This is a genomic window from Stenotrophomonas sp. 116085_Sma, assembly GCF_056479585.1.
This window is the reverse complement of the sequence record NZ_CM151057.1, coordinates 2,285,421-2,308,597: the sequence shown is the minus strand read 5'-3', so window position 1 is coordinate 2,308,597 and position 23,177 is coordinate 2,285,421. Positions and strand designations below refer to the sequence as shown.

The 23,177-nt window shown below is 67.2% G+C and carries 23 protein-coding genes; 10 read left to right on the top strand and 13 right to left on the bottom strand.

Going from position 1 to position 23,177, the window contains the following annotated elements; genetic code table 11:
* The first annotated feature begins 22 nt into the window (after positions 1-22).
* The 4 genes from mgtA (at position 23) to ACZK0Z_RS10810 (ending at position 5,318) form a co-directional block, all read left to right on the top strand.
* Positions 23-2,782: a magnesium-translocating P-type ATPase gene (gene mgtA, locus ACZK0Z_RS10825; RefSeq protein ID WP_197631914.1), complete on the top strand. Its 2,760-nt coding sequence runs from the start codon at positions 23-25 to the stop codon at positions 2,780-2,782.
* 31 nt (positions 2,783-2,813) lie between these two features.
* Complete coding sequence (locus ACZK0Z_RS10820) at positions 2,814-3,551, top strand: MgtC/SapB family protein (RefSeq protein ID WP_049430484.1); 738 nt, start codon at positions 2,814-2,816, stop codon at positions 3,549-3,551.
* 77 nt (positions 3,552-3,628) lie between these two features.
* On the top strand, positions 3,629-4,684 hold the full coding sequence (locus ACZK0Z_RS10815) for a sensor histidine kinase (RefSeq protein WP_049430486.1): 1,056 nt from the start codon (positions 3,629-3,631) through the stop codon (positions 4,682-4,684).
* Positions 4,677-5,318, top strand: a complete 642-nt coding sequence (locus tag ACZK0Z_RS10810; protein ID WP_100443841.1) for a response regulator transcription factor — start codon at positions 4,677-4,679, stop codon at positions 5,316-5,318. Before ACZK0Z_RS10815 ends, ACZK0Z_RS10810 begins: the two co-directional genes overlap by 8 nt.
* 13 nt (positions 5,319-5,331) lie before the next feature.
* Here ACZK0Z_RS10810 and ACZK0Z_RS10805 read toward each other — a convergent pair whose 3' ends face one another.
* From ACZK0Z_RS10805 to ACZK0Z_RS10790, 4 genes are all read right to left on the bottom strand, one after another.
* Positions 5,332-5,724, bottom strand: coding sequence for a DUF3224 domain-containing protein (locus tag ACZK0Z_RS10805; protein WP_049427886.1), 393 nt, complete (start codon positions 5,722-5,724; stop codon positions 5,332-5,334).
* A 33-nt stretch (positions 5,725-5,757) separates the two neighbouring features.
* Entirely contained in the window at positions 5,758-6,192 is a 435-nt protein-coding gene (locus ACZK0Z_RS10800; protein WP_049427888.1) for an EamA family transporter, read from the bottom strand.
* 86 nt (positions 6,193-6,278) lie between these two features.
* Positions 6,279-7,451: a low temperature requirement protein A gene (locus tag ACZK0Z_RS10795; RefSeq protein WP_197631912.1), complete on the bottom strand. Its 1,173-nt coding sequence runs from the start codon at positions 7,449-7,451 to the stop codon at positions 6,279-6,281.
* A gap of 9 nt (positions 7,452-7,460) precedes the next feature.
* Positions 7,461-7,727, bottom strand: a complete 267-nt coding sequence (locus ACZK0Z_RS10790) for a hypothetical protein (protein ID WP_197631911.1) — start codon at positions 7,725-7,727, stop codon at positions 7,461-7,463.
* A gap of 201 nt (positions 7,728-7,928) precedes the next feature.
* On the opposite strand from ACZK0Z_RS10790, the gene ACZK0Z_RS10785 reads away from it, so the two are divergent.
* From ACZK0Z_RS10785 to blaL1, 4 genes are all read left to right on the top strand, one after another.
* Positions 7,929-8,453, top strand: a complete 525-nt coding sequence (locus tag ACZK0Z_RS10785; protein ID WP_100443840.1) for an RNA polymerase sigma factor — start codon at positions 7,929-7,931, stop codon at positions 8,451-8,453.
* The gene (locus ACZK0Z_RS10780) at positions 8,450-9,301 is read left to right on the top strand and encodes a FecR family protein (RefSeq protein WP_049427753.1); all 852 of its coding nucleotides are present in this window, start codon (positions 8,450-8,452) and stop codon (positions 9,299-9,301) included. The genes ACZK0Z_RS10785 and ACZK0Z_RS10780 overlap by 4 nt, the downstream gene beginning before the upstream one ends.
* Positions 9,302-9,371: 70 nt before the next feature.
* On the top strand, positions 9,372-11,795 hold the full coding sequence (locus ACZK0Z_RS10775) for a TonB-dependent receptor (protein ID WP_197631910.1): 2,424 nt from the start codon (positions 9,372-9,374) through the stop codon (positions 11,793-11,795).
* A 96-nt stretch (positions 11,796-11,891) separates the two neighbouring features.
* A complete protein-coding gene (blaL1, locus tag ACZK0Z_RS10770; RefSeq protein WP_049427757.1) occupies positions 11,892-12,764 on the top strand; it encodes a L1 family subclass B3 metallo-beta-lactamase in 873 nt (290 codons plus the stop codon).
* Positions 12,765-12,882: 118 nt separating this feature from the next.
* Here the strand turns inward: blaL1 and ACZK0Z_RS10765 are convergent, their stop codons facing one another.
* The 3 genes from ACZK0Z_RS10765 to ACZK0Z_RS10755 all read right to left on the bottom strand — a co-directional run bounded on the left by ACZK0Z_RS10765 (position 12,883) and on the right by ACZK0Z_RS10755 (position 16,190).
* Positions 12,883-13,422: a DUF411 domain-containing protein gene (locus tag ACZK0Z_RS10765; RefSeq protein WP_197631909.1), complete on the bottom strand. Its 540-nt coding sequence runs from the start codon at positions 13,420-13,422 to the stop codon at positions 12,883-12,885.
* 115 nt (positions 13,423-13,537) lie between these two features.
* A complete protein-coding gene (locus ACZK0Z_RS10760) occupies positions 13,538-13,879 on the bottom strand; it encodes a hypothetical protein (protein ID WP_197632018.1) in 342 nt (113 codons plus the stop codon).
* Between the two features lie 25 nt (positions 13,880-13,904).
* Positions 13,905-16,190 (bottom strand): FdhF/YdeP family oxidoreductase, encoded by a 2,286-nt coding sequence (locus ACZK0Z_RS10755; protein WP_197631908.1) that lies wholly within the window; start codon positions 16,188-16,190, stop codon positions 13,905-13,907.
* A 244-nt stretch (positions 16,191-16,434) separates the two neighbouring features.
* On the opposite strand from ACZK0Z_RS10755, the gene fdhD reads away from it, so the two are divergent.
* Positions 16,435-17,274, top strand: a complete 840-nt coding sequence (fdhD, locus tag ACZK0Z_RS10750; RefSeq protein ID WP_049426810.1) for a formate dehydrogenase accessory sulfurtransferase FdhD — start codon at positions 16,435-16,437, stop codon at positions 17,272-17,274.
* A 171-nt stretch (positions 17,275-17,445) separates the two neighbouring features.
* Here fdhD and ACZK0Z_RS10745 read toward each other — a convergent pair whose 3' ends face one another.
* Positions 17,446-17,982 (bottom strand): carboxymuconolactone decarboxylase family protein, encoded by a 537-nt coding sequence (locus ACZK0Z_RS10745; protein WP_049426811.1) that lies wholly within the window; start codon positions 17,980-17,982, stop codon positions 17,446-17,448.
* A 106-nt stretch (positions 17,983-18,088) separates the two neighbouring features.
* Between ACZK0Z_RS10745 and ACZK0Z_RS10740 the strand changes: the two genes are divergently transcribed.
* A complete protein-coding gene (locus ACZK0Z_RS10740; RefSeq protein WP_197631907.1) occupies positions 18,089-18,970 on the top strand; it encodes an AraC family transcriptional regulator in 882 nt (293 codons plus the stop codon).
* A 49-nt stretch (positions 18,971-19,019) separates the two neighbouring features.
* Here the strand turns inward: ACZK0Z_RS10740 and ACZK0Z_RS10735 are convergent, their stop codons facing one another.
* The 5 genes from ACZK0Z_RS10735 to ACZK0Z_RS10715 form a co-directional block, all read right to left on the bottom strand.
* Positions 19,020-19,580 carry a TetR/AcrR family transcriptional regulator gene (locus tag ACZK0Z_RS10735; RefSeq protein WP_049426813.1) on the bottom strand — a complete coding sequence of 187 codons (561 nt, stop codon included), beginning with the start codon at positions 19,578-19,580 and terminating at the stop codon, positions 19,020-19,022.
* A gap of 4 nt (positions 19,581-19,584) precedes the next feature.
* Positions 19,585-21,117, bottom strand: a complete 1,533-nt coding sequence (locus tag ACZK0Z_RS10730) for an MFS transporter (protein WP_049426814.1) — start codon at positions 21,115-21,117, stop codon at positions 19,585-19,587.
* A gap of 150 nt (positions 21,118-21,267) precedes the next feature.
* Complete coding sequence (locus ACZK0Z_RS10725; protein ID WP_197631906.1) at positions 21,268-22,014, bottom strand: hypothetical protein; 747 nt, start codon at positions 22,012-22,014, stop codon at positions 21,268-21,270.
* Complete coding sequence (locus ACZK0Z_RS10720; RefSeq protein WP_049426816.1) at positions 22,014-22,634, bottom strand: DUF3299 domain-containing protein; 621 nt, start codon at positions 22,632-22,634, stop codon at positions 22,014-22,016. The genes ACZK0Z_RS10725 and ACZK0Z_RS10720 overlap by 1 nt, the downstream gene beginning before the upstream one ends.
* The gene (locus ACZK0Z_RS10715) at positions 22,624-23,175 is read right to left on the bottom strand and encodes a DUF3299 domain-containing protein (protein WP_197631905.1); all 552 of its coding nucleotides are present in this window, start codon (positions 23,173-23,175) and stop codon (positions 22,624-22,626) included. The genes ACZK0Z_RS10720 and ACZK0Z_RS10715 overlap by 11 nt, the downstream gene beginning before the upstream one ends.
* Positions 23,176-23,177 lie beyond the last annotated feature (2 nt).

Genomic DNA, 23,177 nt, shown 5'->3' with positions numbered 1-23,177 from the left:
TCTGACATTCAAGGAGCGTCCCATGAGCCTGCTCAACGCCTGGTTCAACGCCTTCCTGCGCAGCCGTCGCGCAGGCAACCTGTTCCGCCGCCGCGCGATGCCCGAGGCCGGCTTCGGCCCGGGCAGCGCCGAAGCGGCACCATTCGCACTCACCACCGGCCTGGTCACCCTCGCCCAGCAGGATGAAGACCAGCTGCTGGCCACGCTGGAATCACATGCCGATGGCCTCAGCCCGCATGAGGCCGAGGAGCGACTGGCCACGCTCGGCCCCAATGAGGTGGATCACGAAAGGCCGCTGCCGTGGTGGCGCCACCTGTGGCAGTGCTACCGCAATCCGTTCAACCTGCTGCTGACCGTGCTGGCGGCGGTGTCCTGGCTGACCGAGGACATCAAGGCGACGATCGTCATCGGTGCGATGGTGCTGCTGTCCACGCTGATCCGCTTCGTGCAGGAGGGTCGTTCGAACCGAGCGGCCGAGCGGCTGAAGGCACTGGTCGGCAACACTGCGCGCGTGCTGCGCCGCAATCCCGGCACCGAGGCTGCGGATGTGGCCGACCAGTACTTCGGCGCGCACCTGCACAGCCGTCGCCCGGCGCGCCTGCTGGACCTTCCGATCCGCGAGCTGGTGCCCGGTGACCATATCGTGCTGTCGGCCGGCGACATGATCCCGGCCGATTGCCGCGTGCTGAGTGCCAAGGACCTGTTCGTGGCGCAGGCGGCAATGACCGGTGAGTCGCTGCCGGTGGAGAAGTTCGCGCACCCGGGCGACGGGCTGGCCGGCCTGCTGGAGCAGCACAACCTGCTGTTCATGGGCACCAATGTGGTGTCCGGTACGGCCACCGCCATTGTGCTGGCCACCGGTAACCGCACCTACTTCGGCACCCTGGCCCAGCGCAGCACCGCCACCGACCGCGCACCCACCGCGTTCCAGGCCGGCGTCAACAGTGTCAGCTGGCTGCTGATCCGCTTTGCGCTGGTGATGGTGCCGTTCGTGCTGCTGATCAACGGCTGGACCAAGGGCGACTGGACCGAGGCCTTCCTGTTCGCGCTGTCGGTGGCGGTGGGCCTGACGCCGGAAATGCTGCCGATGATCGTCACTTCCACCCTGGCCAAGGGCGCGGTGCTGCTGTCGCGGCGCAAGGTGATCGTCAAGCGGCTGGATGCCATCCAGAACTTCGGCGCGATGGAAGTACTGTGCACCGACAAGACCGGCACCCTTACCCAGGACAAGATCGCGCTGGAGCGCCACACCGATGTGTTCGGCCACGATTCGGAAGACGTACTGAAGTTCGCTTACCTCAACAGCCACTTCCAGACCGGGCTGATCAACCTGCTGGATCGTGCGGTACTGGAGCACGTGGAGCTGCAGAGTTCGCTGCGGCTGTCGCAGGACTACCACAAGGTGGATGAGATTCCGTTCGACTTCGAGCGCCGCCGCATGTCGGTGGTGGTCTCCGAGCGCGAGGACCACCACGAGCTGATCTGCAAGGGGGCGGTAGAAGAGATGCTGGCGGTCTGCAGCACCGTGCGTGAAAACGGCCAGGACATGCCGCTGGACGAGCGCCGCCTGGCCCGCGTGCGGCAGACCACCGAGGAGCTGAACGAACAGGGCCTGCGTGTGGTCGCGGTGGCGATGAAGGAGACCGCGGCCAGCCAGACCGCCTATTCGCAGGCCGACGAATGTAGCCTGACCCTGATCGGCTACGTGGCGTTCCTCGACCCGCCGAAGGAATCGGCCGCGCAGGCGCTGCAGGCGCTTGCCGCGCATGGCGTGGAGGTCAAGGTCTTCACTGGCGACAACGAACTGGTGACCGCCCGTGTCTGCGCACAGGTGGGACTGGATGCCGACACCATCCTGACCGGCCCGCAGATCGAGCGCATGGATGACGGTGCGCTGTCGCGGGCGCTGCACCACCATCGCGTGTTCGCCCGGCTGACGCCGCTGCACAAGGAGCGCCTGGTGCGCGAGCTGCGTGCTCAGGGCAAGGTGGTGGGCTTCCTTGGAGACGGCATCAACGATGCCCCGGCACTGCGTGCGGCCGACATCGGCATCAGCGTGGACAGCGCCGTGGACATCGCCAAGGAGGCCGCCGACATCATCCTGCTGGAAAAGAACCTGATGGTGCTGGAAGAAGGTGTCATCCAGGGCCGGCGCACGTTCAACAACATGCTGAAGTACATCCGCATGACCGCCAGCTCCAACTTCGGCAATGTGTTCTCGGTGCTGGTGGCCTCGGCCTTCCTGCCGTTCCTGCCGATGCTGCCGCTGCAGCTGCTGGTGCAGAACCTGCTGTACGACATCTCGCAGATCGCCATTCCGTTCGACAACGTGGACGAGGAACTGGTGCGCAAGCCGCTGAAGTGGAACCCGACGGACATCGGTCGCTTCATGGTCTTCTTCGGGCCGATCAGCTCGATCTTCGACCTGACCTGCTTTGCGTTGATGTGGTACGTGTTCGATGCCCGCACGCCGGCCGACCAGGGCCTGTTCCAATCCGGCTGGTTCGTGGTCGGCCTGCTGACCCAGACCCTGATCGTGCACATGATCCGTACGCCGAAAGTACCGTTCCTGCAGAGCATCGCTGCACCGCCCCTGCTGCTGATGACCGGCCTGATCATGGCCATCGGCGTGGCCCTGCCGATGAGCCCGTTGGCCGGCTACTTCAAGCTGCAGGCCCTGCCGGCCGGCTACTGGCCTTTCCTGGTGGCGATCCTGTTCGGCTATGCGGTGCTGACCACTGCGCTGAAGCGGTTCTACATCCGCCGTTACGGCTGGCAGTAAGCGCCCGCCGCCTGGTCCAGGGAGAAACACAATGGACATCAATCCCAACCTGCCGGCGTTCAACGCCGGCGCAACGCTCAGCTCGCTGATCAGCCTGTCGGTGGCATTCGTGCTGGGCACGATCATCGGCCTGGAACGGCAGCTGCGGCAACGCACCGCCGGCCTGCGTACCAACACCCTGGTGGCGGTGGGAGCGGCGGTGTTCGTCGATCTGGCGGTACGCTTCCATGACCTGTACGGCGGCCCGCCGTCGCCGCTGCATGTGGTTGCCTATGTGATCTCCGGCGTCGGCTTCCTCGGTGCCGGCGCGATCATGAAGGACGGCGCCCAGGTGTCCGGCCTGAACACCGCCGCCACCCTGTGGGGATCGGCGGCCGTGGGCGCATGTGCGGGCATCAAGCTGCTGCCTGAGGCGGTACTGGCGGCGGTGTTCGTGCTGGCCGCCAATACTTTGCTTCGGCCCGTGGTGAACCGCATCCAGCGGCAGCCACTGCCGGAAGCGTTCAGCGAGGCGACCTATGCGATCAACGTGGTCTGCCAGCGCGAGCAGCAGGCCGAGGTGCTGGACCGGTTGTTGCTGCTGCTCGAGCAGGCGCAGTACCCGGTGCGCGCGGTGGACCAGCGGCCGTTCGGCGAGCGCGACGTGGAGATCGAGGCGGTGCTGTATGCCACCACCGTCGATGCCGGTGAGCTCGATGCGGTGCTGGCCACACTGGCGACGACGCCCGGCGTACTGCAGGGGTTCTGGAACGCCAGCCTGGAGGAATAGTGGTTCGGTACTGCCGGCCGGCATCCACCCAATGGCGGCTTTGCTATCCTTTCCGCCCACGCCAGGGAGCCGTCCCGATGCCATCGCTGTCGCCCCGCCGCCCGCTGGTGCTGCTGGCTCTGATCGTCGTGATGGCGGCGATCTTCCTGATCGACACCGTCACCGATTATGCGGTTGCCGCCGCCTGCTTCTACGCAGCAGTCATCCTCGCCGCGTCGCGCGTACTGAGCGCGCGCGGGCTTATCACCCTGGCCATTGCCTGCATCGCGCTGACCGGGCTGAGCTTCTTCCTGACCCGCTTCGGCACCTACCGCATCGGCCTGGTCAACTCGGTGATCGGCATGCTGGTGATCGGCATCACCACCTACCTCGCCCTGAACATGGAAGCGGCCAAGGCCGCCGTGCAGGAAGCACAGGGCCGCCTGCTGCGGGTGGCGCGCGCTTCCACCGTGGGCGAGCTCACCACCTCCATCGCGCATGAAGTGAACCAGCCGCTCGCCGCCATCGCCAGCAGCGCCGAAGCCTGCCAGCGCTGGCTGGCACAGGACCCGCCGAACGTGGACAAGGCACGGCAGACCGTGGCCCGCATCCTGGCCGATGCGCACCGCGCCGGCGACGTGATCGCCCGCATCCGCGGCCTGACCCAGGGCGCGGCACCGGAACGACGCGCCTTCGATCTGAACCAGGCGGTGGAGGAAATGCTGGCGCTGTCGCGCAGCGAGCTCGACCAGCACGGCGTGGCCGTGGCGCTGCTGCTGGACGCCGACCTGCCTCCGGTGCAGGCCGATCGCGTGCAAGTGCAGCAGGTGATCGGCAACCTGATCCTCAATGCGGTGGACGCGATGGAAGGCGTGCCCGCCGCCGACCGGCGCCTGTCACTGCTGACCCGGCGTGACGGCCAGCGGGTCAGTCTCAGTGTGCGTGACCGCGGCGTCGGCCTGCCCGCCGACCATCCCGAGCGTGTGTTCGATGCCTTCTGGACCACCAAGTCACACGGCTTGGGGCTCGGGCTCAGCCTGAGCCGTTCAATGATCGAGGCCAATGACGGCCAGATCCGCGCCGAACGCCCCGCAGGCGGCGGTGCCTGCTTCATCTTCGACCTGCCCGTCGCCCTGGATACCCCTCATGCGTAAGCCCCCTGCACCTGCGGCCGAACCGGCGCCGATCGTCTACGTGGTCGACGACGATCCATCGGTGCGCGCGGCGCTGGAAGACCTGCTGGCCTCGATGGGCCTGCAGGTGCGCGCCTTCGCCTCCACCCAGGCCTTCCTTGAACACGAACTGGAAGACACCCCTGCGTGCCTGGTGCTGGACGTACGCATGCCGGGCCAGAGCGGGTTGGAGTTCCAGCGCAGCATGGGCAGCCTGGGCCTGCAGCTGCCCGTGGTGTTCATCACCGGCCACGGCGACATCGCGATGGGCGTCAACGCGATCAAGGACGGCGCCATCGAGTTCCTGACCAAACCCTTCCGCGACCAGGAACTGCTCGATGCGATCCACAAGGGCATCGAGCTCGACCGCCTGCGGCGCCGCGAGGGCGAAGCACTGGGCGCGCTGCAACAGCGCTGGGCCACACTCAATACCGGTGAGCGCGAGGTGGTCGATGGCGTGGTGCGCGGCCGTCTCAACAAGCAGATCGCCGGCGACCTGGGCGTCAGCGAGATCACGGTGAAGGTTCGCCGCGCACAGGTGATGCGCAAGATGGGTGCGCGCACCCTGGTGGATCTGGTGCGAATGTATGACCGCCTGCAGGCGGGCAGCGCTTGAATCCGGAAGCCGGCTATTCCGGTTCCGGCAATGCATAGGCGAACCGGTAGTCGTGGCGGCCTTCACTGATGGTGATCTCCAGTGTGCCGCTCAGGCCGAGCAACCCCTCACTGCCCGAGTCAGGCACCACCACCACGCTCAGCTCCGGCCTGCCACGGGTCATCAGGCCGTTGTGCTGCAGCGTGAAAGCACCCTGGCGTCCGGCCAGCGTGCCACTCACCCGCTCCATGGCCACGTAGCCGGCCGAGCCCTGTACCGGGCTGCGGAACGCCAGCATCTGGCCGACGCTGCTGCCCTGCAGGTCACCGTGGAAGACCTTGTCGATCGACATCACCCCGATCGGGCCGTCGTTGCCACCGATCGGCAGCAGGTTCACTTTAAAGGTTCCGTGCGCTTCGCCCTGCATCCTGCTCTCCCTCGTCGATGGGTTTGAACGCCGCTACTTCTTCGTCGCCAGCACGATCACCCCGGCCACCACCAGGCCGATCCCGCTCCATTCCCGCAGGGTCGGTCGTTCGCCCAGCAGCAGGTAGGCCAGCACGATCACCAGCACCACACTGAATTTGTCGACCACCGCGACCTTGGCCAGCTCACCACTTTGCAGCGCGCGGAAGTAGAACAGCCATGAAGCGCCGGTGGCCAGTGCAGACAGCACCAGGAACAACTGGGTGCGACCCGGCAACAGCAGCGGATTGGACCATTTGCCGGTAACCACCACCAAGGGCAGGATCACCGCGGCCACCACCAGGGTGCGGATCGCCATGGCCAGGTCCGAGTCGACGCCCTTCACGCCCACCTTGGCGAACAACGCGGTCAGCGCGGCGAAGCACGCCGACAACCCGGCCCACACCAACCACTGCGGAACGTTCTGCATGCTGCGCCTCTCCCGGATCCATGCGTCCCGTTGCCAACGCTACACCCGTCGCACGCCTGCGCAAGCAATGCCGGGCAACGTGCGGATCAGGCGCTTTGCAGGCGGCGCTTCAACCGCGTGTCCATCAGTCCCACGGCCAGCAGCACCGCACTGGTCAGCCAGCCGGCAGCCAGCAGATGGGCCTGCGTCAGCGCGACGCCCAGCACGGCCAGCGCCACGGCACCGAACAGATGCGACCAGGGCGCACGCCCGTAGACCACCCGCTTGTACAAGGCGCTGCCCAGCAGGTAGATCAGCGGCCCAGCCACCAGCACCGTCGCATACACCGGCGTGACCGCCGCGCCCGGGTGATCCATCACCAGGTCATTGCCCACCGCTGTGGCGATGATGCCCGCGATCAGCAGTGCATGCACGTAGTGGAAGTTGGCGCCCATGCGCCCGGGGTCGGCCGCATGGGTGATCGCCTCGGTGGCGTCGCGGCTGGAGATGCCGAAGTACAGCCACCACATGGCGATGGTCCCGGCGAAGGTGGCCAACACCGCCGATACCACAGCGCTGCTCCAGTGCTTGATCTCGCTGAGTACGCCCCCCGTCGCCAACAGGGTCTCCCCCAGCGCGACGATGACGAACAACTGGCATCGCTCGGCCAGGTGCCCACCTTCGATGGTCCACTCACGGGTGTGCGAACGGCCCAGCCCCGGGAACGCAAAACCGAACATCGGCGAGACATACTCGCAGGCGACCGCCACCGCCCACAGCGCAAGCCGCGCATTGCCCTCGGTGGCCGCCCCGGCCAGCCAGAAGCACGCCGAGACGCTGACCCAGGCCAGCATCCGGCGGAAATTCGGCGCCAGCGGATGGCCGCGACCGACCTCCAGCAGCACGAACACGGTGCGCCCGACCTGCATCGTGGCGTAGGCCCCGGCAAACACCCAGGCGCGATCGGCAAAGGCCTCGGGGATGGACGAAGACATCAGCAGCGCCAGCAGCATGGTGACGAACAGCAGGCCACGGATGCGTGGCGCCTCCGGATCGAACCAGTTGCTGACCCAGCAGGCGTATTGCCAGCCCAGCCAGACCGCGAACCACAGCACCAGCGTCTGCTTCACGCCGACCAGGTCCAGGTGGTGCAGGAGGTGATGGCTGAGCTGGGTAACCGCAAATACATAGACGAGGTCGAAGAACAACTCTTCGTAGGTCACGCGGGCATGGTGGCCATCGCGCTGGCGCAGGGCGGGCAGCCGCAGTCGTGTACTCATGGCCGTCCTTCAGCGCGTCAGGCGCCAGTACAGCAGACCGGCCAGCAACGCCGGCACGGCGAACACCAGCAGCAGGATCGGCAGTTCCTCGCGGACGGCATAGCCGGCCTTGCTCACGCCCACCCACATGTTGGCTACCGTCACCAGCAACCAGGTGGCGATGAACGCAATCAGGGCCGCAGGCAGCTGTGACTGGCCTACGCTCCACAGCCGCCCGAACAGCAGGAACACGCCCAACAGCAGCACCCCACCCACCATCACCAGAAGCACGTGCATGGTCCATCTCCTTGAGCCCGCTGGCAGGCTAGCCGCCGCCGATTCTGCGCTCCAGCCGATGATCGTGGTTTCACCTTCCAGCCCCGACGAACAATCCCGACCCGCGTGCCACATGGCAAACGAGAACAGTTCCCATTAGTATTGCGTCATCGCGCAGGGATGCCCTCCCGCGCCCGCCCTTTGCTTCCACTGCCGGTCCGGATGCCCCGCCTGCCCTCTCCCTGCCCGCCTGCGCCGCCGTTGATGTCCTCGCTGGTGCGCCATTACGAGGAACTGGTGGAATATCTGCGCCGCCGTTTCCGCTCGCCGGGGCTGGCCCGTGAGGTGGTGCACGATGTCTGCGTGCGCCTGCTGGAGCGTCCGGTCGCGCATGACGCACGGCAACCGGTCGCGCTGCTGCGGCGGATCGCACACGATGCCGCGGTGGACCGCTGCCGCGCCGAGGATCTGCGCCGGCACTGGGTGGAGGGGCGTGCCAAGCTGCCCGATGACGCCTGCCCGCGCCCCGGGCCGGAGCAGCAGGCACAGGGACAGCAGGCCATGCAGCGACTGGGCGCGACCATCGAACGCATGCCCTGCCGCCGCCAGCAGGTCTTCATCCTGCACAAGATCCATGAACTGCCACAGGCCGAGGTCGCCCGGCGCATGGGCATCGGCCTCAAGGCGGTGGAGCGCCACCTGCGCCTGGCCATGGCCGATTGCCACCTGTCGGCTGGCCTGCGATGAGTCCACAGCCGCCGCCGTCCACACCGCAACCGCCGATCCAACCCGCCACCACCGACCAGGTGCTGGACCAGCATCGCGACGCCCTGAAGGAACGCTTCCCCATGCCCAGCGCGGATGCCCTGCAGCGTCGTCGCGGTGGGCGTGCGGCGAAGATCGTCCTGCCGCTGCTGCTGATCGCGGCCACCGGCGTGTTCATTGCCGACCCGGCATGGCAGGTGCACGACTATCGGACTGTGGTGGGCGAACGCCGCGACATCCGCCTGCCCGATGGCAGCCATCTCCTGCTCGACGCCGGTACCCATCTGCAGGTTCGCAGGCACATTCGCTCGCGACAGGTAGTGCTGGTGCAGGGCCAGGCCCGTTTCCAGGTGCAGCACTCGAGCTGGCGCCCGTTCGAGGTCGAGGCCGGGCCGGTGCGGGTGCGCAACTACGGCACGGTGTTCGACGTGGACCGGCAGGGCAACCTCAGCGAGGTCACCCTGTGGCGCGGCGAGGTGGGCGTGCGCGTGGATGGCCGGGGCGCCGAGCAGCGCCTGAAGCCGGGGCAGCGCATGCTGGCCCAGCCGGGATCGTTGTCGCCACCCGAACCGGTCAGCCCGGACCGGGCCGACTGGACCCATGGCCGCCTGCAGTTCGATCGCCTGCCGCTGGCCGAAGTGCTGCGCATCCTGCAGCGGTATCACGACCGCCCGATCGTGCTGGATGACCCGCAGCTGGGACCGTTACGGGTCTCGGGCGTGTTCGATGCCGATCACGCCGAGACCGCTGTTGCACTGTTGCCGGAGATCCTGCCGGTGCAGGTGCACACGGCCAGCGATGGCAGCCTGCATCTGCGCGCACGCGATTGATTGCGCACGCGAGGGTGGGTTGCACGTCGTCCCATCCGGCAGCTGCCTGAACCCCTCCGAAGGACCCTGCATGACCCGCCCTGTCCCACCTGCCGCCCTGCGCCGGCTGGCCCCTGCCCTGCTCGCCGCCTGCCTGTGCACGGCCCTGCCTACCATGGCGCAGAGCGCTGCATCCGCGCTCGTCGAGCTTCACCTGCCCGCCGGCCCGCTGCATGCGTCGCTCAATGCGCTCGCGCGCCAGAGTGGCATCCAGCTGTTGTTCGCCGCCGACAGTGTGAGTGGCCGCAGCGCGCCGGCACTGGATGGGCGCTATGCACCGCGCGATGCGCTGCAACGCCTGTTGCAGGGCCACGACCTGACCCTGCAGGAACGCGTCCCCGGGGTATTCGTGGTCAGTGCAACTGCCGCACAGACCAAGGCCAGGCCCGACGCAACGATACGCCCCGCCGCACCGGCCAATCCGACCTCGCTGGCCCGTGTCACGGTCTCGGCCTCGACCGCTCGCATGCCGCAGGGCGAGACGGCGATGCCCAACACCATCACGGTGCTGACCCGCGAGGACATCGCCCAGCAGCTGGCATTGGGTTCGGATGTGTCGCGGGTGCTCTCGTCACAGATCCCGGCGTTTGCCCCGGCGCGCGAGAAGATGTCCAACTACGGCGAAACCATGCGTGGCCGCGGCATCCTCTACATGGTCGACGGCGTGCCACAGTCCACCCCCCTGCGTGACGGCTCACGGGATTCGCACACCATCGACCCGGCGATGATCGAGCGCATCGAGGTCATCCACGGCGCCAACGCGCTGCAGGGCATCGGCGGTACCGGTGGCATCGTCAACATCATCACCCGCAGCGCGCCCAGCGAGCCGGGTGCCTTCCTGCTCGACACCAATGTCAGCTACAGCTCCGCCCTGCCCAGCCGCCACGACGACAATGGCCAGCGCGGCTCGGCCCTGGTGGGCGTGCGCGGCGAACAGTTCGACCTGGTTGCCGGCCTGGCCTATGAGAAGCAGGGCCTGTACCACGACGGCGAGGGCCGATCGATCGGCACCAACGCGCAGGGCGAGCTGATGGACTCGACCTCATCGAACGTGTTCGCCAAGCTGGGCTGGAACATTGCCGAAGGCCAGCGCCTGCAGGTGATGGCCAACCGCTACGAGCTGCGCGGGCTGGACAACTACTTCGCGGTGAATGGCGATTTCCGCACCGGCCGCCCGACGATTTCGGTGCGCGGTGACACGCCGCTGGACCCACCGATGAACCGCTCGCGTGCCCTGACCGTGGATTACAGCGCCGCAGACCTGCTCGGTGGCCGCTTCCAGGCGCAGGCGTTCGCGGTCGACTTCGAGGGCCGCTATGGCGCCAGCCAGTGGGACCCGTGGGGCAATACCGGCGCCAATGCCGCCTGGGACCAGACCCAGAACGAATCGGACAAGCGCGGCTTCAAGCTGACCCAGAGCTGGAGCCGCATCGCCGACACCACGCTGGATGTGACCCTGGGCCTGGATGGCCTGCGTGATCGCACCCACCAGGTGCTGCTGGCCAGCGGCATGAACTGGGTACCGCTGACCACCTACCAGAGCCTGTCGCCGCTGCTGCAGCTGCACTGGTGGCCAACCGACCATCTGATGTTGTCCGGCGGCCTGCGCTACGAAAAGGGTGAGCTGGAGGTGGGCGACTACACCACCCTGCCGCGCTATGGCGCGCGCAAGGTGGCCGGCGGCAAGCCGACCATGAGCGAGACCCTGCCCAACTTCGGCGCGGTCTGGTACATCAACGATCGCCTCAGCGCCTATGCCTCCTACTCGGAGGGATACACCGTGGCCGATGTCGGCCGCGTGCTGCGCGCAATCAACCGCGACGGCCAGCGCGTCGACAGCCTCATCGACCTGTCGCCGGTGGTGTCGGACAACCGCGAGATCGGGCTGGAGTACGACGATGGCCGCTTCAGCGGCGACATCGCCTACTACACCTCCGAATCGAAGCTGGGCTCGGTGCTGGTCTATGACCCGGGCATCGATGCTTACGCCGTGCAGCGCCAGGCGACCCGCGTGGAGGGCTTTGAAAGCAACCTGCGGCTGCGTCTGGGCGAAGGCCGGCTCGGCCTGGGCTACGCCCGTGCCAACGGTCGCTACGACGCCGACATCGACGGCCGCCTCGACAGCGACCTGGCCGGCGTCAACATCGCACCGAACCGGCTGACCGCGTTCTGGGAACAGAGCTGGACGCCGCAGTTCAGCACCCGCCTGCAGGCCAGCCATGCCTTCGACCGCGATTTCGACCTGCGCGGCGCACGAGTGGCAGAGTTCAAGGGTTACACCACGGTGGACCTGGTCGCGCGCTACACGCTGGGCAAGCACGCGCTCACGCTGGGCGTGCAGAACCTGGCGGACAAGCAGTACATCAGCTACTACTCGCAGACCACGCCGTCGAACCCAAGTTACTTCTCCGGCCGCGGCCGGGTGCTGACACTGGGCTGGCAGTACCGCTACTGAGCCATCTGCGCCCTTATGGGAGTCATGAAATCTATGCGAGACGCGCTGAAGGAGGCCCATGCTAGTTTCTGGGCCTCCTTCAAACGGACGTGAACCATGCGTTGTTCCCTGCTCACCTTCGCCCTTGCTGCCGCGCTCCCATTCGCCCAGGCGCATGCCGCCGAAGCGCCGCTACCGCAGTTGCGCGCCTACACCGTAGATGCCTCCTGGCTGCAGCCAATGGCACCATTGCAGATTGCCGACCACACCTGGCAGATCGGCACGCAGGAGCTGACCGCCCTGCTGGTGCAGACCGCCGAGGGCGCAGTGCTGCTGGATGGCGGCATGCCACAGATGGCCGGTCACCTGCTGGACAACATGAAGGCACGCGGGGTGGCACCGCAGGATCTGCGGCTGATCCTGCTCAGTCATGCGCATGCCGATCACGCCGGGCCGGTGGCGGAACTGAAGCGCCGTACCGGCGCGAAAGTGGTGGCCAACGCCGAATCGGCCGTGCTGCTGGCGCGTGGTGGCAGCGACGACCTGCACTTTGGCGACGGCATCACCTATCCGCCGGCCAGCGCCGACCGCATCATCATGGATGGCGAAGTGGTCTCCATCGGCGGCATCGACTTCACCGCTCACTTCATGCCGGGGCACACGCCGGGAAGCACTGCGTGGACCTGGACCGATACCCGCGATGGCAAGCCAGTGCGCATCGCCTACGCCGACAGCTTGAGCGCGCCGGGTTACCAGCTCAAGGACAACCCCCGCTATCCGCGCTTGATCGAAGACTACAAGCGCACCTTCGCCACGGTGCGCGGCCTTCCCTGCGACCTGCTGCTGACCCCGCATCCGGGTGCCAGCAACTGGAGCTATGCCGCCGGCAGCAAGGCCAGTGCCAACGCACTGACCTGCAAGGCTTACGCGGATGCCGCCGAAAAGAAGTTCGAGGCGCAGCTGGCCAAGGAATCTGCGGCACACCGCTGATCCTGTAGAGCCGAGCCCATGCTCGGCTTGCCGGAAGAAAACAGCCGAGCGTGGGCTCGGCTCTACACAGGCCGCGTAGGATGGTGCCGATCAGGCCGACCGGCACCGCCACTGGGTGTCAGCCGCCCTGCCCATGCCGGGCAAACGGCTCGGTACTGCCATCGGCACGTACCAGCTCAACCGTGTACGGCTGCACATAGCCATCCGGCATTTCCATGCCCGGCGAACCGGCCGGCATGCCCGGCAACACCAGGCCGCGCGCTGCGGGCCGCTCGGCCAGCAGTCGCTTGATGTCCTCGGCCGGGATGTGGCCTTCAACCACGTAACCACCGATCTCGGCGGTGTGGCAGGACGCCTTGCCGACCGGTACACCCAGGCGGACCTTGATCGGGTTCATGTCGTCGGTGTCACGCACATCCACCTGGAAGCCGGCGGCCTTCAGGTGATCGACCCAGATGCCGCAGCAACCGCAGCTGGCGGTCTTGTGCACGATGGCCACCGGCAAGGCCGGATCGATCTTGGCCGGGCTGACCTGGGCCGGCACCGCCGGTGCTTCGCTGGCAACCGGCGTGGCAGGCGATTCTTCGGCGGCACGCGCGCAGGCAGCCGTGGCCAGTACGGTGCCCAGCAGCAGGCCAAGAGAGAGAATACGGTTCATTGAGTGATTCCTTTGCAGATGCGGGCAACGCGGCCCGCTGCCTGCGCATCGAAGGCACAGGCAGAGTCGAGAATGAGTCGAGCAGCAATGGCAGGCACTTGATGCCTGCAGGGAATCACACGATGGGAGGCCGTAGCGGATCCGGCAACGGCGGCGGTGCGCGTTGCTGGGCGCTGGCTGGCAAAGGCGCCTCCCGCCATGGCGAGGCGGGCGTTCCGCCCAGGGAGGCCAGCATGCCGAGGCTGGCCGGCGGGCATTCGCACTCACCGCCCTGGCAGGCTGCCGGGGCTGCATCATCGCAGCAGCCCGCTGCAGCCATCGCGGCCGGGTGCGGTGCTGTGCACTGGTCCTGGCTGGCCGGCCCGCTGTACGAAGTTGCAGCAAGCGCCAGCGCCGGTGCATTCAGCACCAGGGCAACGAGCAGCATCCATCGCAGCAGCAGGCCAGGCAGGTTCACATGCGGATGATAGCCGATGCGCGCCTCACGCAATCGCCGCCGCCATCGCACTCATCCGCACCGGGATCGACTTGGCTGCGGGCGTGCCGCTGATGCGGTCGTAGTAGTCCAGCGGCAGCAATGGGTTCAGTTCGGGGTAGTAGCCGGCCAGCGCGCCGCGCGGCATCGGGTAGTCCAGTACGGTCAGGCCCTCGATGCGCCGCTGCACGCCATCGCCGCTGATCGTCTCCAGGCTGACCAGCGCCTCTTTCTCCAGGCCTCGTGCCAGCCGGTCCTCGATGTTCATGAACAGCACCATACGATCGTTGTACACGCCACGATAGCGGTCGTTGTAGCTGTAGATGGTGGTGTTGTACTGGTCGTGCGAACGGACAGTGGCCAGGCGCAGCATGTCCGGGTCGTGCACGGGATCGTCCACGTCCAGGCCGGGCATCACCAGGATGTTGGCCTTGCCATTGGGTGTGGGCCATGCGCGGCGGCGCGGCGGGATGTCCAGGTGGAAACCATGCGGCTGCTGGATGCGCTCGTTGAAGCCGGTGTAGATCTCCGGGTATACAGCAGCGATCAGATCACGGATGGGGCCGTAGTCGTGCATGCAGCCTGCCCAGTCGACCCTGCTGTGCGGCAGGGTTGCCATCGCCATGCGGCAGACGATCTCGACCTCGGGCAACACGTCGGCGCTGGCAGGCTCCAGCACGCCGCGCGACGCTGTCACATTCGACATCGCATCTTCGATGGTGACGAACTGCTCGCCGGCCGGCGTAACGATGCGCTCCGAGCGCGCCACCACTGGCAGGATCAGCGCATCGCGACCATGCACCAGGTGGCCACGGTTGAGCTTGGTGGCGATGCCCACGGTCAGCTCAAGGCCGCGCATGGCCTCGTACGCGCGCGGCGTATCAGGCACGGCATGGATGAAGTTGCCGCCCAGGCCGATGAATACCTTGGCGCTGCCATCCAGCATCGCCTCGATCGACTCGACCACGTGGTGCCCGTGCTCGCGCGGCGGATCGAAGCCGAACACCTGCTGCACGCGGTCCAGATAGGCCGGCTTGGGCTTCTCGTCAATACCGACGGTACGGTCGCCCTGCACATTGGAATGGCCGCGGATCGGCCCGATGCCAGCACCGGGCTTGCCGAAGTTGCCCCGCAGCAACAGCAGGTTGGCCACCTGCTGCAGCAGGCGCGAGCCGTACTGGTGCTGGGTCAGCCCCATGCCGTAGCAGATCACGGTGGCATTGGAGCGGATGTAGATCTCCGCACAGCGACGGATCTGCGCCTGTGTGATGCCGGAGACCCGCACGATCTCGTCCCAGTCCTGCGCCATCACGTCCTCGCGCAGCGCCTCCAGGCCCACCGTGTGTTCGGCCAGGAAATCATGGTCGAGCACGCGCTCGCCCTGCGCTTCGCGCTCGAACATCACCTTCATCATGCCCTTGATCAGCGCCAGGTCGCCGCCGATGCGGATGTGCACGAACTCGCTGGTGATCTCGGTCGAACCGAATGTGGCCATCTGCACCACGTCCTGCGGCTCGGCGAAGCGGATCAGCGCACGCTCGGGCATCGGGTTGACCGCCATGATCGGAATGCCGCGTTTGCGCGCCTCAACCAGGTTGCTCATCATCCGCGGCGAGTTGGTGCCGGTGTTCTGGCCGATCACGAAGATCGCCTCGGCGTGCTCGAAGTCCTGCAGAACAATGGTGCCCTTGCCCACCCCGATGGCCGGCGGCAGGCCGCGGCTGGTCGGCTCGTGGCACATGTTCGAGCAGTCCGGGAAGTTGTTGGTGCCGAACTCGCGTACGAAGATCGAATAGAGGAAGGCGGCTTCGTTGGGCGTGCGCCCAGAGGTGTAGAACTCGGCCTGGTGCGGGCTGTCCAGCGCCTGCAGATGGCGGCCGATCAGCGCGAAGGCATCGTCCCAGCTGCACGGCACATAGTGGTCGGTCGCCGCGTCGTAGCGCATCGGCTCGGTCAGCCGGCCCTGCATCTCCAGCCAGTAGTCGGTCTGCGCCATCAGTTCGGCAACGGTGTGCTGCGCGAACAGCTCACGGCCGGCGCGGAACTGGGTGGCCTCCCAGGCCAGCGCCTTGGCACCGTTTTCGCAGAACTCCAGCTTCTTGCGTTCGTCGGCATCGGGGAACGCGCAGCTGGGGCATTTGAAGCCACCGGGCTGGTTCATCGCCAGCAGCGCCTTCGAGCCTTTGCCGATCACGCTCTGCTGCAGCAGCACCTTGGCGGTGGCGCCGGCGGCACCCCAGCCACCGGCGGGCTGGTTGTAGGGCTTGTAACGCGGCGGTTTCTGCTCGGACATGTTCGGGAACCTGGCGGGAGGAACGCAGCAACAATCGGCACAACGCGGTCCGGCGGCGCGTTCGATGGCACGGCCAGCCCCACAGTCAAGCACGGCCCACGCCGCTTCGCCAGTGGGTGCACGCTGTTTTCAGCGCAGCCTGCCATGACAACGGTTACACCTGCGTCAGCGCGTGGCCGCTGCGCTATTCTCGATGCCGTGGGTGGTCCACCACCTGCGTATCTCCCTTGTCCGGACGCGCTGCATGCCTGATTCGCCCACATCGCACACCCCGCCTGCCGGCACGGCCCAGCGCCCGTTGCAGCGCTGGCGCAGCGAGGGGCAACAGCCGCTGGTCGATGTGGTGGCCGAAGAAGTGCCGGTGGCGCTGCGTTACAACGGCGCCGCCTTCGCAGTGATGATGGCCACGCCCTGCGACCTGGAGGACTTCGCGCTGGGGTTCTCGCTCAGCGAGGGTCTGATCGCTACGCCCTCGCAGCTGCTGTCGATCGACATCCACCCGCAACTGGAGGGCATCGAACTGCAGATGGCGGTGACCGGCGATGCGCCCGGCGCCGGCCTGGATCCGGCAAATGGGCGCCTGCTGCCCGGCCGCGGCGGCTGTGGCCTGTGCGGTTCGCGCCAACTGGAAGAGGTGCTGCGGCCACTGCCCGAGGTGCGTGAGCGCCGGACCTATTCACCGGCAGCCCTGCAACGGGCGCTGGCCACGCTGGTGCAGCATCAGCCGATGAATGCGGTGAGTGGCTCGACCCACGCCGCGGCCTGGGCCGATGCCAGCGGCCGCATCGGTTGGGTGCGCGAGGATGTCGGTCGCCACAACGCGCTGGACAAGCTGATCGGCGCCTTGCATCACAACGAACACACGATCGAGGGCGGCCTGCTGGTGATTTCCAGCCGGGCCAGTTACGAGATGGTCAGCAAGGCCGTGCGGGCCGGTGCCAGCGTGCTGGCGGCAGTCTCGGCACCGACCGCGCTGGCGATCGACCTGGCCCGTGGTGCAGGCCTGTGCCTGGTCGGGTTCGCACGGGAAAGCGGGTTCAATGTGTATACCCATCCCGAGCGACTGCAGGCAAACGACAAGTAGCATCGACTGGGTAGAATCGACCGGGTAGGGTCGACTGTCAGTCGACTGCTCTTCGTTCAGACCCGCGAAAACCCCGCGCTGCGCGCGATGGTCGACTGACAGTCGACTCTACCCGGCCGGCTCCATTCAGACCGGCCCCGGCGACCACTGCCGCCCGGGCCGAACCGAATCTCAGCGCAACGCCACCTTCGGGAAGTCCACCGGCACGTCGAATGCTACGTTGACGTAATTGGTGAACAGGTTGAGCGCCACGTGGGCGAGAATCTCGACGATCTGCTCGTCGTCGAAGCCGGCCGTCCGCAGCGCCTGCACATCGCCATCGGTGATCCGCGCACGCTGCTCGACCACCTTCAGCGCGAAGTCCAGCGCAGCTGCGGTAACCGGATCGCTGGACTGGCCGATCTGCGCGGCGGCCATCTGCTCGCTGCTGGCACCGGCCTTGCGGCCCAGCGCGGTGTGCGCCGCCAGGCAGTACTCGCAGGCATTGCGATTGGCGATGGCCACAGCGATCTGCTCGCCCAGCAGCGGTGACAGGCGACCGCCGCCCAGCGCACCGAACGAACCCCACATGCTCTGCAGAGCGGCAGGGGAATTGGCAACGGCGCGGAACATTGCCGGGGTGGCGCCGAAAGCGGCGTGGACCTGGCCCAGCAGGGCCTGGCGGTTGGCGGTGGTGTTGGCGGCATCGATCAGGGGGACACGGGACATGGTGGATTTCCTTGGGAAAGCGCCCGGGATTGGACGACCCGCTCATCCTAGGTAGACTCGCCGGACGAATCAGGCTAAATCAGCCATACCTGTTGTCCATTCATCCATGAGCACGCCCGCCGACACCTCCCCACCCGACCGCCTCTCCTCCCTGCTGGAGCGCTTCCGGGTGCAGGCCGCGCTGTTCCACAGCGGTCCGCTGTGCGGGCGCCATGTCTTCGAGCCGCAGCCCGGTCGTGCCTTCCTGCACATCCTGCGCCAGGGTGAAATGGAGGTCCGCCATCCCGGCGGCGATATCGCGCTGCCCCGGTTGAAGATCGACACACCCAGCCTGCTGTTGTATCCGCAGCCGCTGCACCACGTGTTCTTCAACGCACCGCTGGATGGCCCGGATTTCACCTGCGCCACGCTGGATTTCGATGGCGGTGCGCGCAATCCGATCGTGCAGTCGCTGCCACCGGTGATGGTGGTGCCGCTGGCGGCCATCGGCGAACTGGATGACACCCTGCAGCTGCTGTTTGCCGAGGCCGATCGCCAGCGCTGCGGTTCCCGGCTGCTGACCAATCGCCTGTTCGAGGTGGCGCTGATCCAGATCCTGCGCTGGGTGGTCGATCACCCGGATGCAGCAGGCGTCAGCCATGGGCTGATGCGCGGCCTGTCCGATGCACGGCTGGCACGCACACTAGTGGCGATGCACCAGGCGCCGCAGGACGAATGGACGCTGCCGCGCATGGCCGCGACCGCCGGCATGTCGCGCAGTGCGTTCGCAGCGGTGTTCAAGGACGTGATGCAGGCCACGCCGGCCAGCTACCTGCTGGACTGGCGGCTGAGTCTGGCCTGCGCGCAGCTGCGGGCCGGCATGGCGGTCAAGCAGGTGGCGATCGAGGTGGGGTTTGCCGATACCGCCTCGCTGTCGAAGGCGTTCCGCAAGCGGTTGGGGGCCTCGCCGCGGGCGTGGTTGGCCGCGAGCGTAGCGCCGGCTGGGTAGCGCGGGGGTTTCGTTGCCTGACCGAAGAGCAGTCGAGCATGGCTCGACTCTACAAGTGCGGCGACCCATCAGACTTCGCCAGCAACCCGGCGATGCGCTCGGCAACCTGGGCGCGCACATCTTCATCCAGCTGCCCTTCGTACATCGCCTCATAGATCCACAGGCCATCAGCCGCCAAGCGCGCCACGAAATTGTCGAGCGTCGTCGGGTCGACATTCCCGGCCTCCGGCGCGGACGGTGCCCAGCGCTGGACCGCCGGGCCCCACGGACGCTCGCCCGCTTCAGGGTCGGCCGATTCCAGCATGAACATCAGCTCGGCACGGGTGGCGCTCTGGGCCGACACGCGCACGAAGGTCTGGTAACGCTCCAGCGCAGTGGCCTGCTCGGCAGTCTTGCCCAACAGCGTTTCCATCGACGTCTCCCAGGCCTGCACCAGATGCTCGTCGATGCCGCGCAGCAGCGCCTCGCGCGACGGGAAGTGATACAGCAGGCCACCACGGGTCAGCTTGGCCTCGGCCGCCACCGACTCGAAGGTCACCGCACGCACGCCGTCACGATTGATCACGTTGACGGCGGCGTCGAGGATGCGGTCGCGCTTGCTGGTTCTCATCGCGTCATTTTACGCGATCGGCCGCGCCCTCGCGGCTGCCAACGCGGCCGCGCAGCAGGCGCGCCAGGATCGTCGCGCCAAGCGCCAGCACCGCCGTGATCACAAGCAGCACGATCTGGTAGCCACGGTCATACGCCGCCGCAGCCAATGCGAACCACTCGCCCTGCCCGCTCTCGCGCGCGGCATGCAGCGCCTGGGTGAAGCCTTCCCGGGCAAGTACAGGCATGTCGGCCGAGACCGGCAGGAATGCGCTGTACATCGCGGCGCTCAGGCTGCCCAGCATCGCCACCGCCAGCAGGCCGCCGAACTCATAGGACACCTCTTCCACCGACGAGGCCATGCCTGCCCGGTGTGCCGGCACATTGTTGAGGATGGCGGTGGACGCCACCGAGATGGCCGAACCCATGCCGAAACCGGTGATCGCCATGCCTGCCACCACCCAGCCGAGCCCGTGCGGGAAGCCGAACGCCACCACGCCGACACCCAGCGCACCCGCAGCCAGGCCGCCGCAGATCAACGGACGCAGGCCGACCCGATGCAGGATGCTGCCGCCCAGCAGCGCACTGGGCAGGCTGCCCAGTGCTGCCACCGATACCAGCAGCCCCGCCTGCAGCGGCGTAAAGCCCGCCACCAGCTGGAAGCGCTGGGTGGTGACCAGCTGCAGGCCGGCCATCGCGAACAGGGTGAATACCGCCGACAACGTGCCGGCCAGGAACGCCGGGTTGCGGAAGATCGCGAAGTCCAGCAGCGGGTACGGCAGCTGTTGTTGGCGACGAGCGAACGCCGCGCCGGTCACCATGGCCAACAGCAGCGCACCAGCGCCCAGTCCATACGATGGCGGCGTGGCGATCAGCGACTTGATCGCCAGCACGAGGCCGGAAAGAGCGGCCAATGCCAGCAGCGACGAAACCAGGTCCCAGGGCCGCGAGGTGTCACGCTGGCCTTCCGGCGCCAGCAGCAGCGTGGCCACGAAGGCGACCACCACCACCGGCACGTTGATCAGGAACACCGAGCCCCACCAGAAATGCTGCAGCAACCAGCCGCCGATGATCGGGCCAAGCGCCGCGCCGACGATGGCCACCGAGCCCCAGATCGCAATGGCGATGTTGCGCTCGCGCTCCTCATGGAAGCTCAGGCCGATCAGCGCCAGCGTGGCCGGCATCATTGCTGCCGCGCCGACCGCCAGGAACGCGCGTGCGGCAATCAGCTGCGCTGCGGTGTCGGCGAACGCCGCCGCCAGCGAGGCCACGCCGAACACCACCAGGCCGATCAGGAACATGCGGCGGTGGCCGATGCGGTCGCCCAGCGTACCCGCACCCAGCAGCAGGCCGGCCATCACCAGCGGATAGGCGTTGATGATCCACAGCGCCTGGCCGGCACTGGCCGAGAGTTCTTCGGTCAGCGTGGGCAGTGCGGTGTAGAGCACGGAGTTGTCCAGCGTGACCAGCAACAGGCCGGCAGCGACGGTGAACAACAGTGCCCAGCGACGGGCACGCGACAGGGCCGGAGCACCGGCCAAAGGCTGGGACAGAGCCATGGGACAACCTGATGGGGTGAAGTACGGCCATAACTATACCGGATGTCCTGTATAGTTATGGCTGTCCGGGCAGCAATTCAGGTTGCCCGGCGGGAAATGTTCATCTTCCCGCGTACGTCTCGCCGGGCCACGCTCCGCGGAATGGAACCTTCATTGGCAGTCCTGCGGCAACGCGGCGATCGCCGATACCACCGCCCCCTGCATGCCCTGCCCCACGGCCATGTCCAGCTCCCCACCAGTCCCCCCATGCTGGCGCCGCAGCTCGTCTTCGCATAGCCCGCGCACCCGCGAACGCGCATTCGCCCGCAGGCTGCTGCAACGCCAGTCGGCACCACCCAGCGGCAGCACCGAGTACACCACGCTGTTGCAGGCGTTGCCGGCGCGCTGCTGCAACGACAGCCCACCGAAATCGCGTGGCTCGCTGCTGCGCTGCGGGTCGAAATAGCTGTCGGGGAAGGTGCGCGCGTACTGCTCGATGTCCACCGCCATGCTGCGTCCTCCACCCAATGGCATCTGCAGCGGCTGGCCGCACTGCGTGGCATCGGCGCGATGCTGGATGTACTGGTAGATCGGCCGGTCCAGCGATGGATCCTGCTGGGTCACCGCGCTGACCGCCGCCAGCACCGGCAGTGATGCACGATTGGCCATGCGCGCCAGCAATCCCGCCTGCGCCGGCTGGCAGCGATCACGCAGGGTTGCCGCGAGCAGGAACAGCACGTCGTTGCGGAATGCATTGTCGTCACCCAGGTACTGTTCGATGCGCTGGCTGGCATCCGGCGCGGGTGCCGGAAACGCCACCGCCGGCGGCGCGGTGGGTGCAGACTGCCGTTGCCACCACACCAGCAGCGCGAGCGCCGCCAGCAGTCCCCCGGCAGCAATGATCCAGCGCCTGCGCATCAGTTGTGGATCGCCGTGAGCGTGGCCGCCGCCACATCGTAGGACGCGCTGGCGATATCCGCATCGAAACGCTTCACCTGCAGGCGGCCGGCAAGCCGGTACGGATCCCACAGGTCGCCCAGCGCGATCGGTGTCGCCAGGGTCACATGGATGATCTGGTTCGGCGGTGGTGGCGGCACGTGGATGCACGCCCCATAGAACGGCACGAACAGCAGTTCATCGACCAGGCCGGCATCGTTGGTGCCGAGCGGTACCATGTAACCGTCCAGGTCCACTGCGCGGCCGTCTACGGCATCGACCACACGCGAAGAGCCGAACTGCTTGGCGCGATCCGGGCTGGAATGGTCGATCTCCTGCCCCGGTGGCGTGCCGGAGCCAGTGTCGTCGATCAGGCCGCCCACGCCGTCCATGCCATCGCGTGACAGGCCGATCTGCGGCGGCGGGCGCTGGTAGGTGACTTCGTCGGGCCGCAGTGCATCCCAGCGGTCGACGGGCGCTTCGGCCATGGCCAAGGGTGCCGGCTTGTCCTGCGGCGTGGCCACCACGGCATCGCTGCCCGGCGAGGTGCAGCCCGCCAACCACAGGCATCCCAGCAGGAGCAGCAGGTGGCTACGGTTCATAGGGCCTCAGCTGTGCGTCACGCATGGTGTAGGCCGAACCAGCCAGATCGTCATCCAACCGTTCGGCACGCAGGGTGCCGGCCAGGAAAAATGGCGAGTACATGTCCGGCATCTCGATCGGCCGGGGCAGCACCACGTGCACGATCTGGTTCGGTGGTGGTGGTGGCACGTGGATGCAGGCACCGTAGTACGGCACGAACAGGAATTCGGTCAGCCGCCCGTCCTGCGCGTTGGCCAGCGGTACCACGTAGCCCGGCAGGCGCACCGGTCGCTGCAGCACCGTCTCCACCGTACGGAACGTACCGAACTGCGGCATGCGCCGGTTGCCGTTGTGCTCGACCTCCGGGCCCTCGCCCCGCTCCAGCGCGGCCAGCTCGTCCTTGGGCATCATCTGCAGCCAGTCCAGTTCCTGCTCTGCCGCATCCGCAGGGTCGGCGCGGTCGACCGCCGGCGAGGGAGGCAATGCCTGCACACCGGTATCCACCGGCCGCTCGCAGGCGGCCAGCGCCAACAGCATCGGCAATGCCTGCATCCAGCGCATGC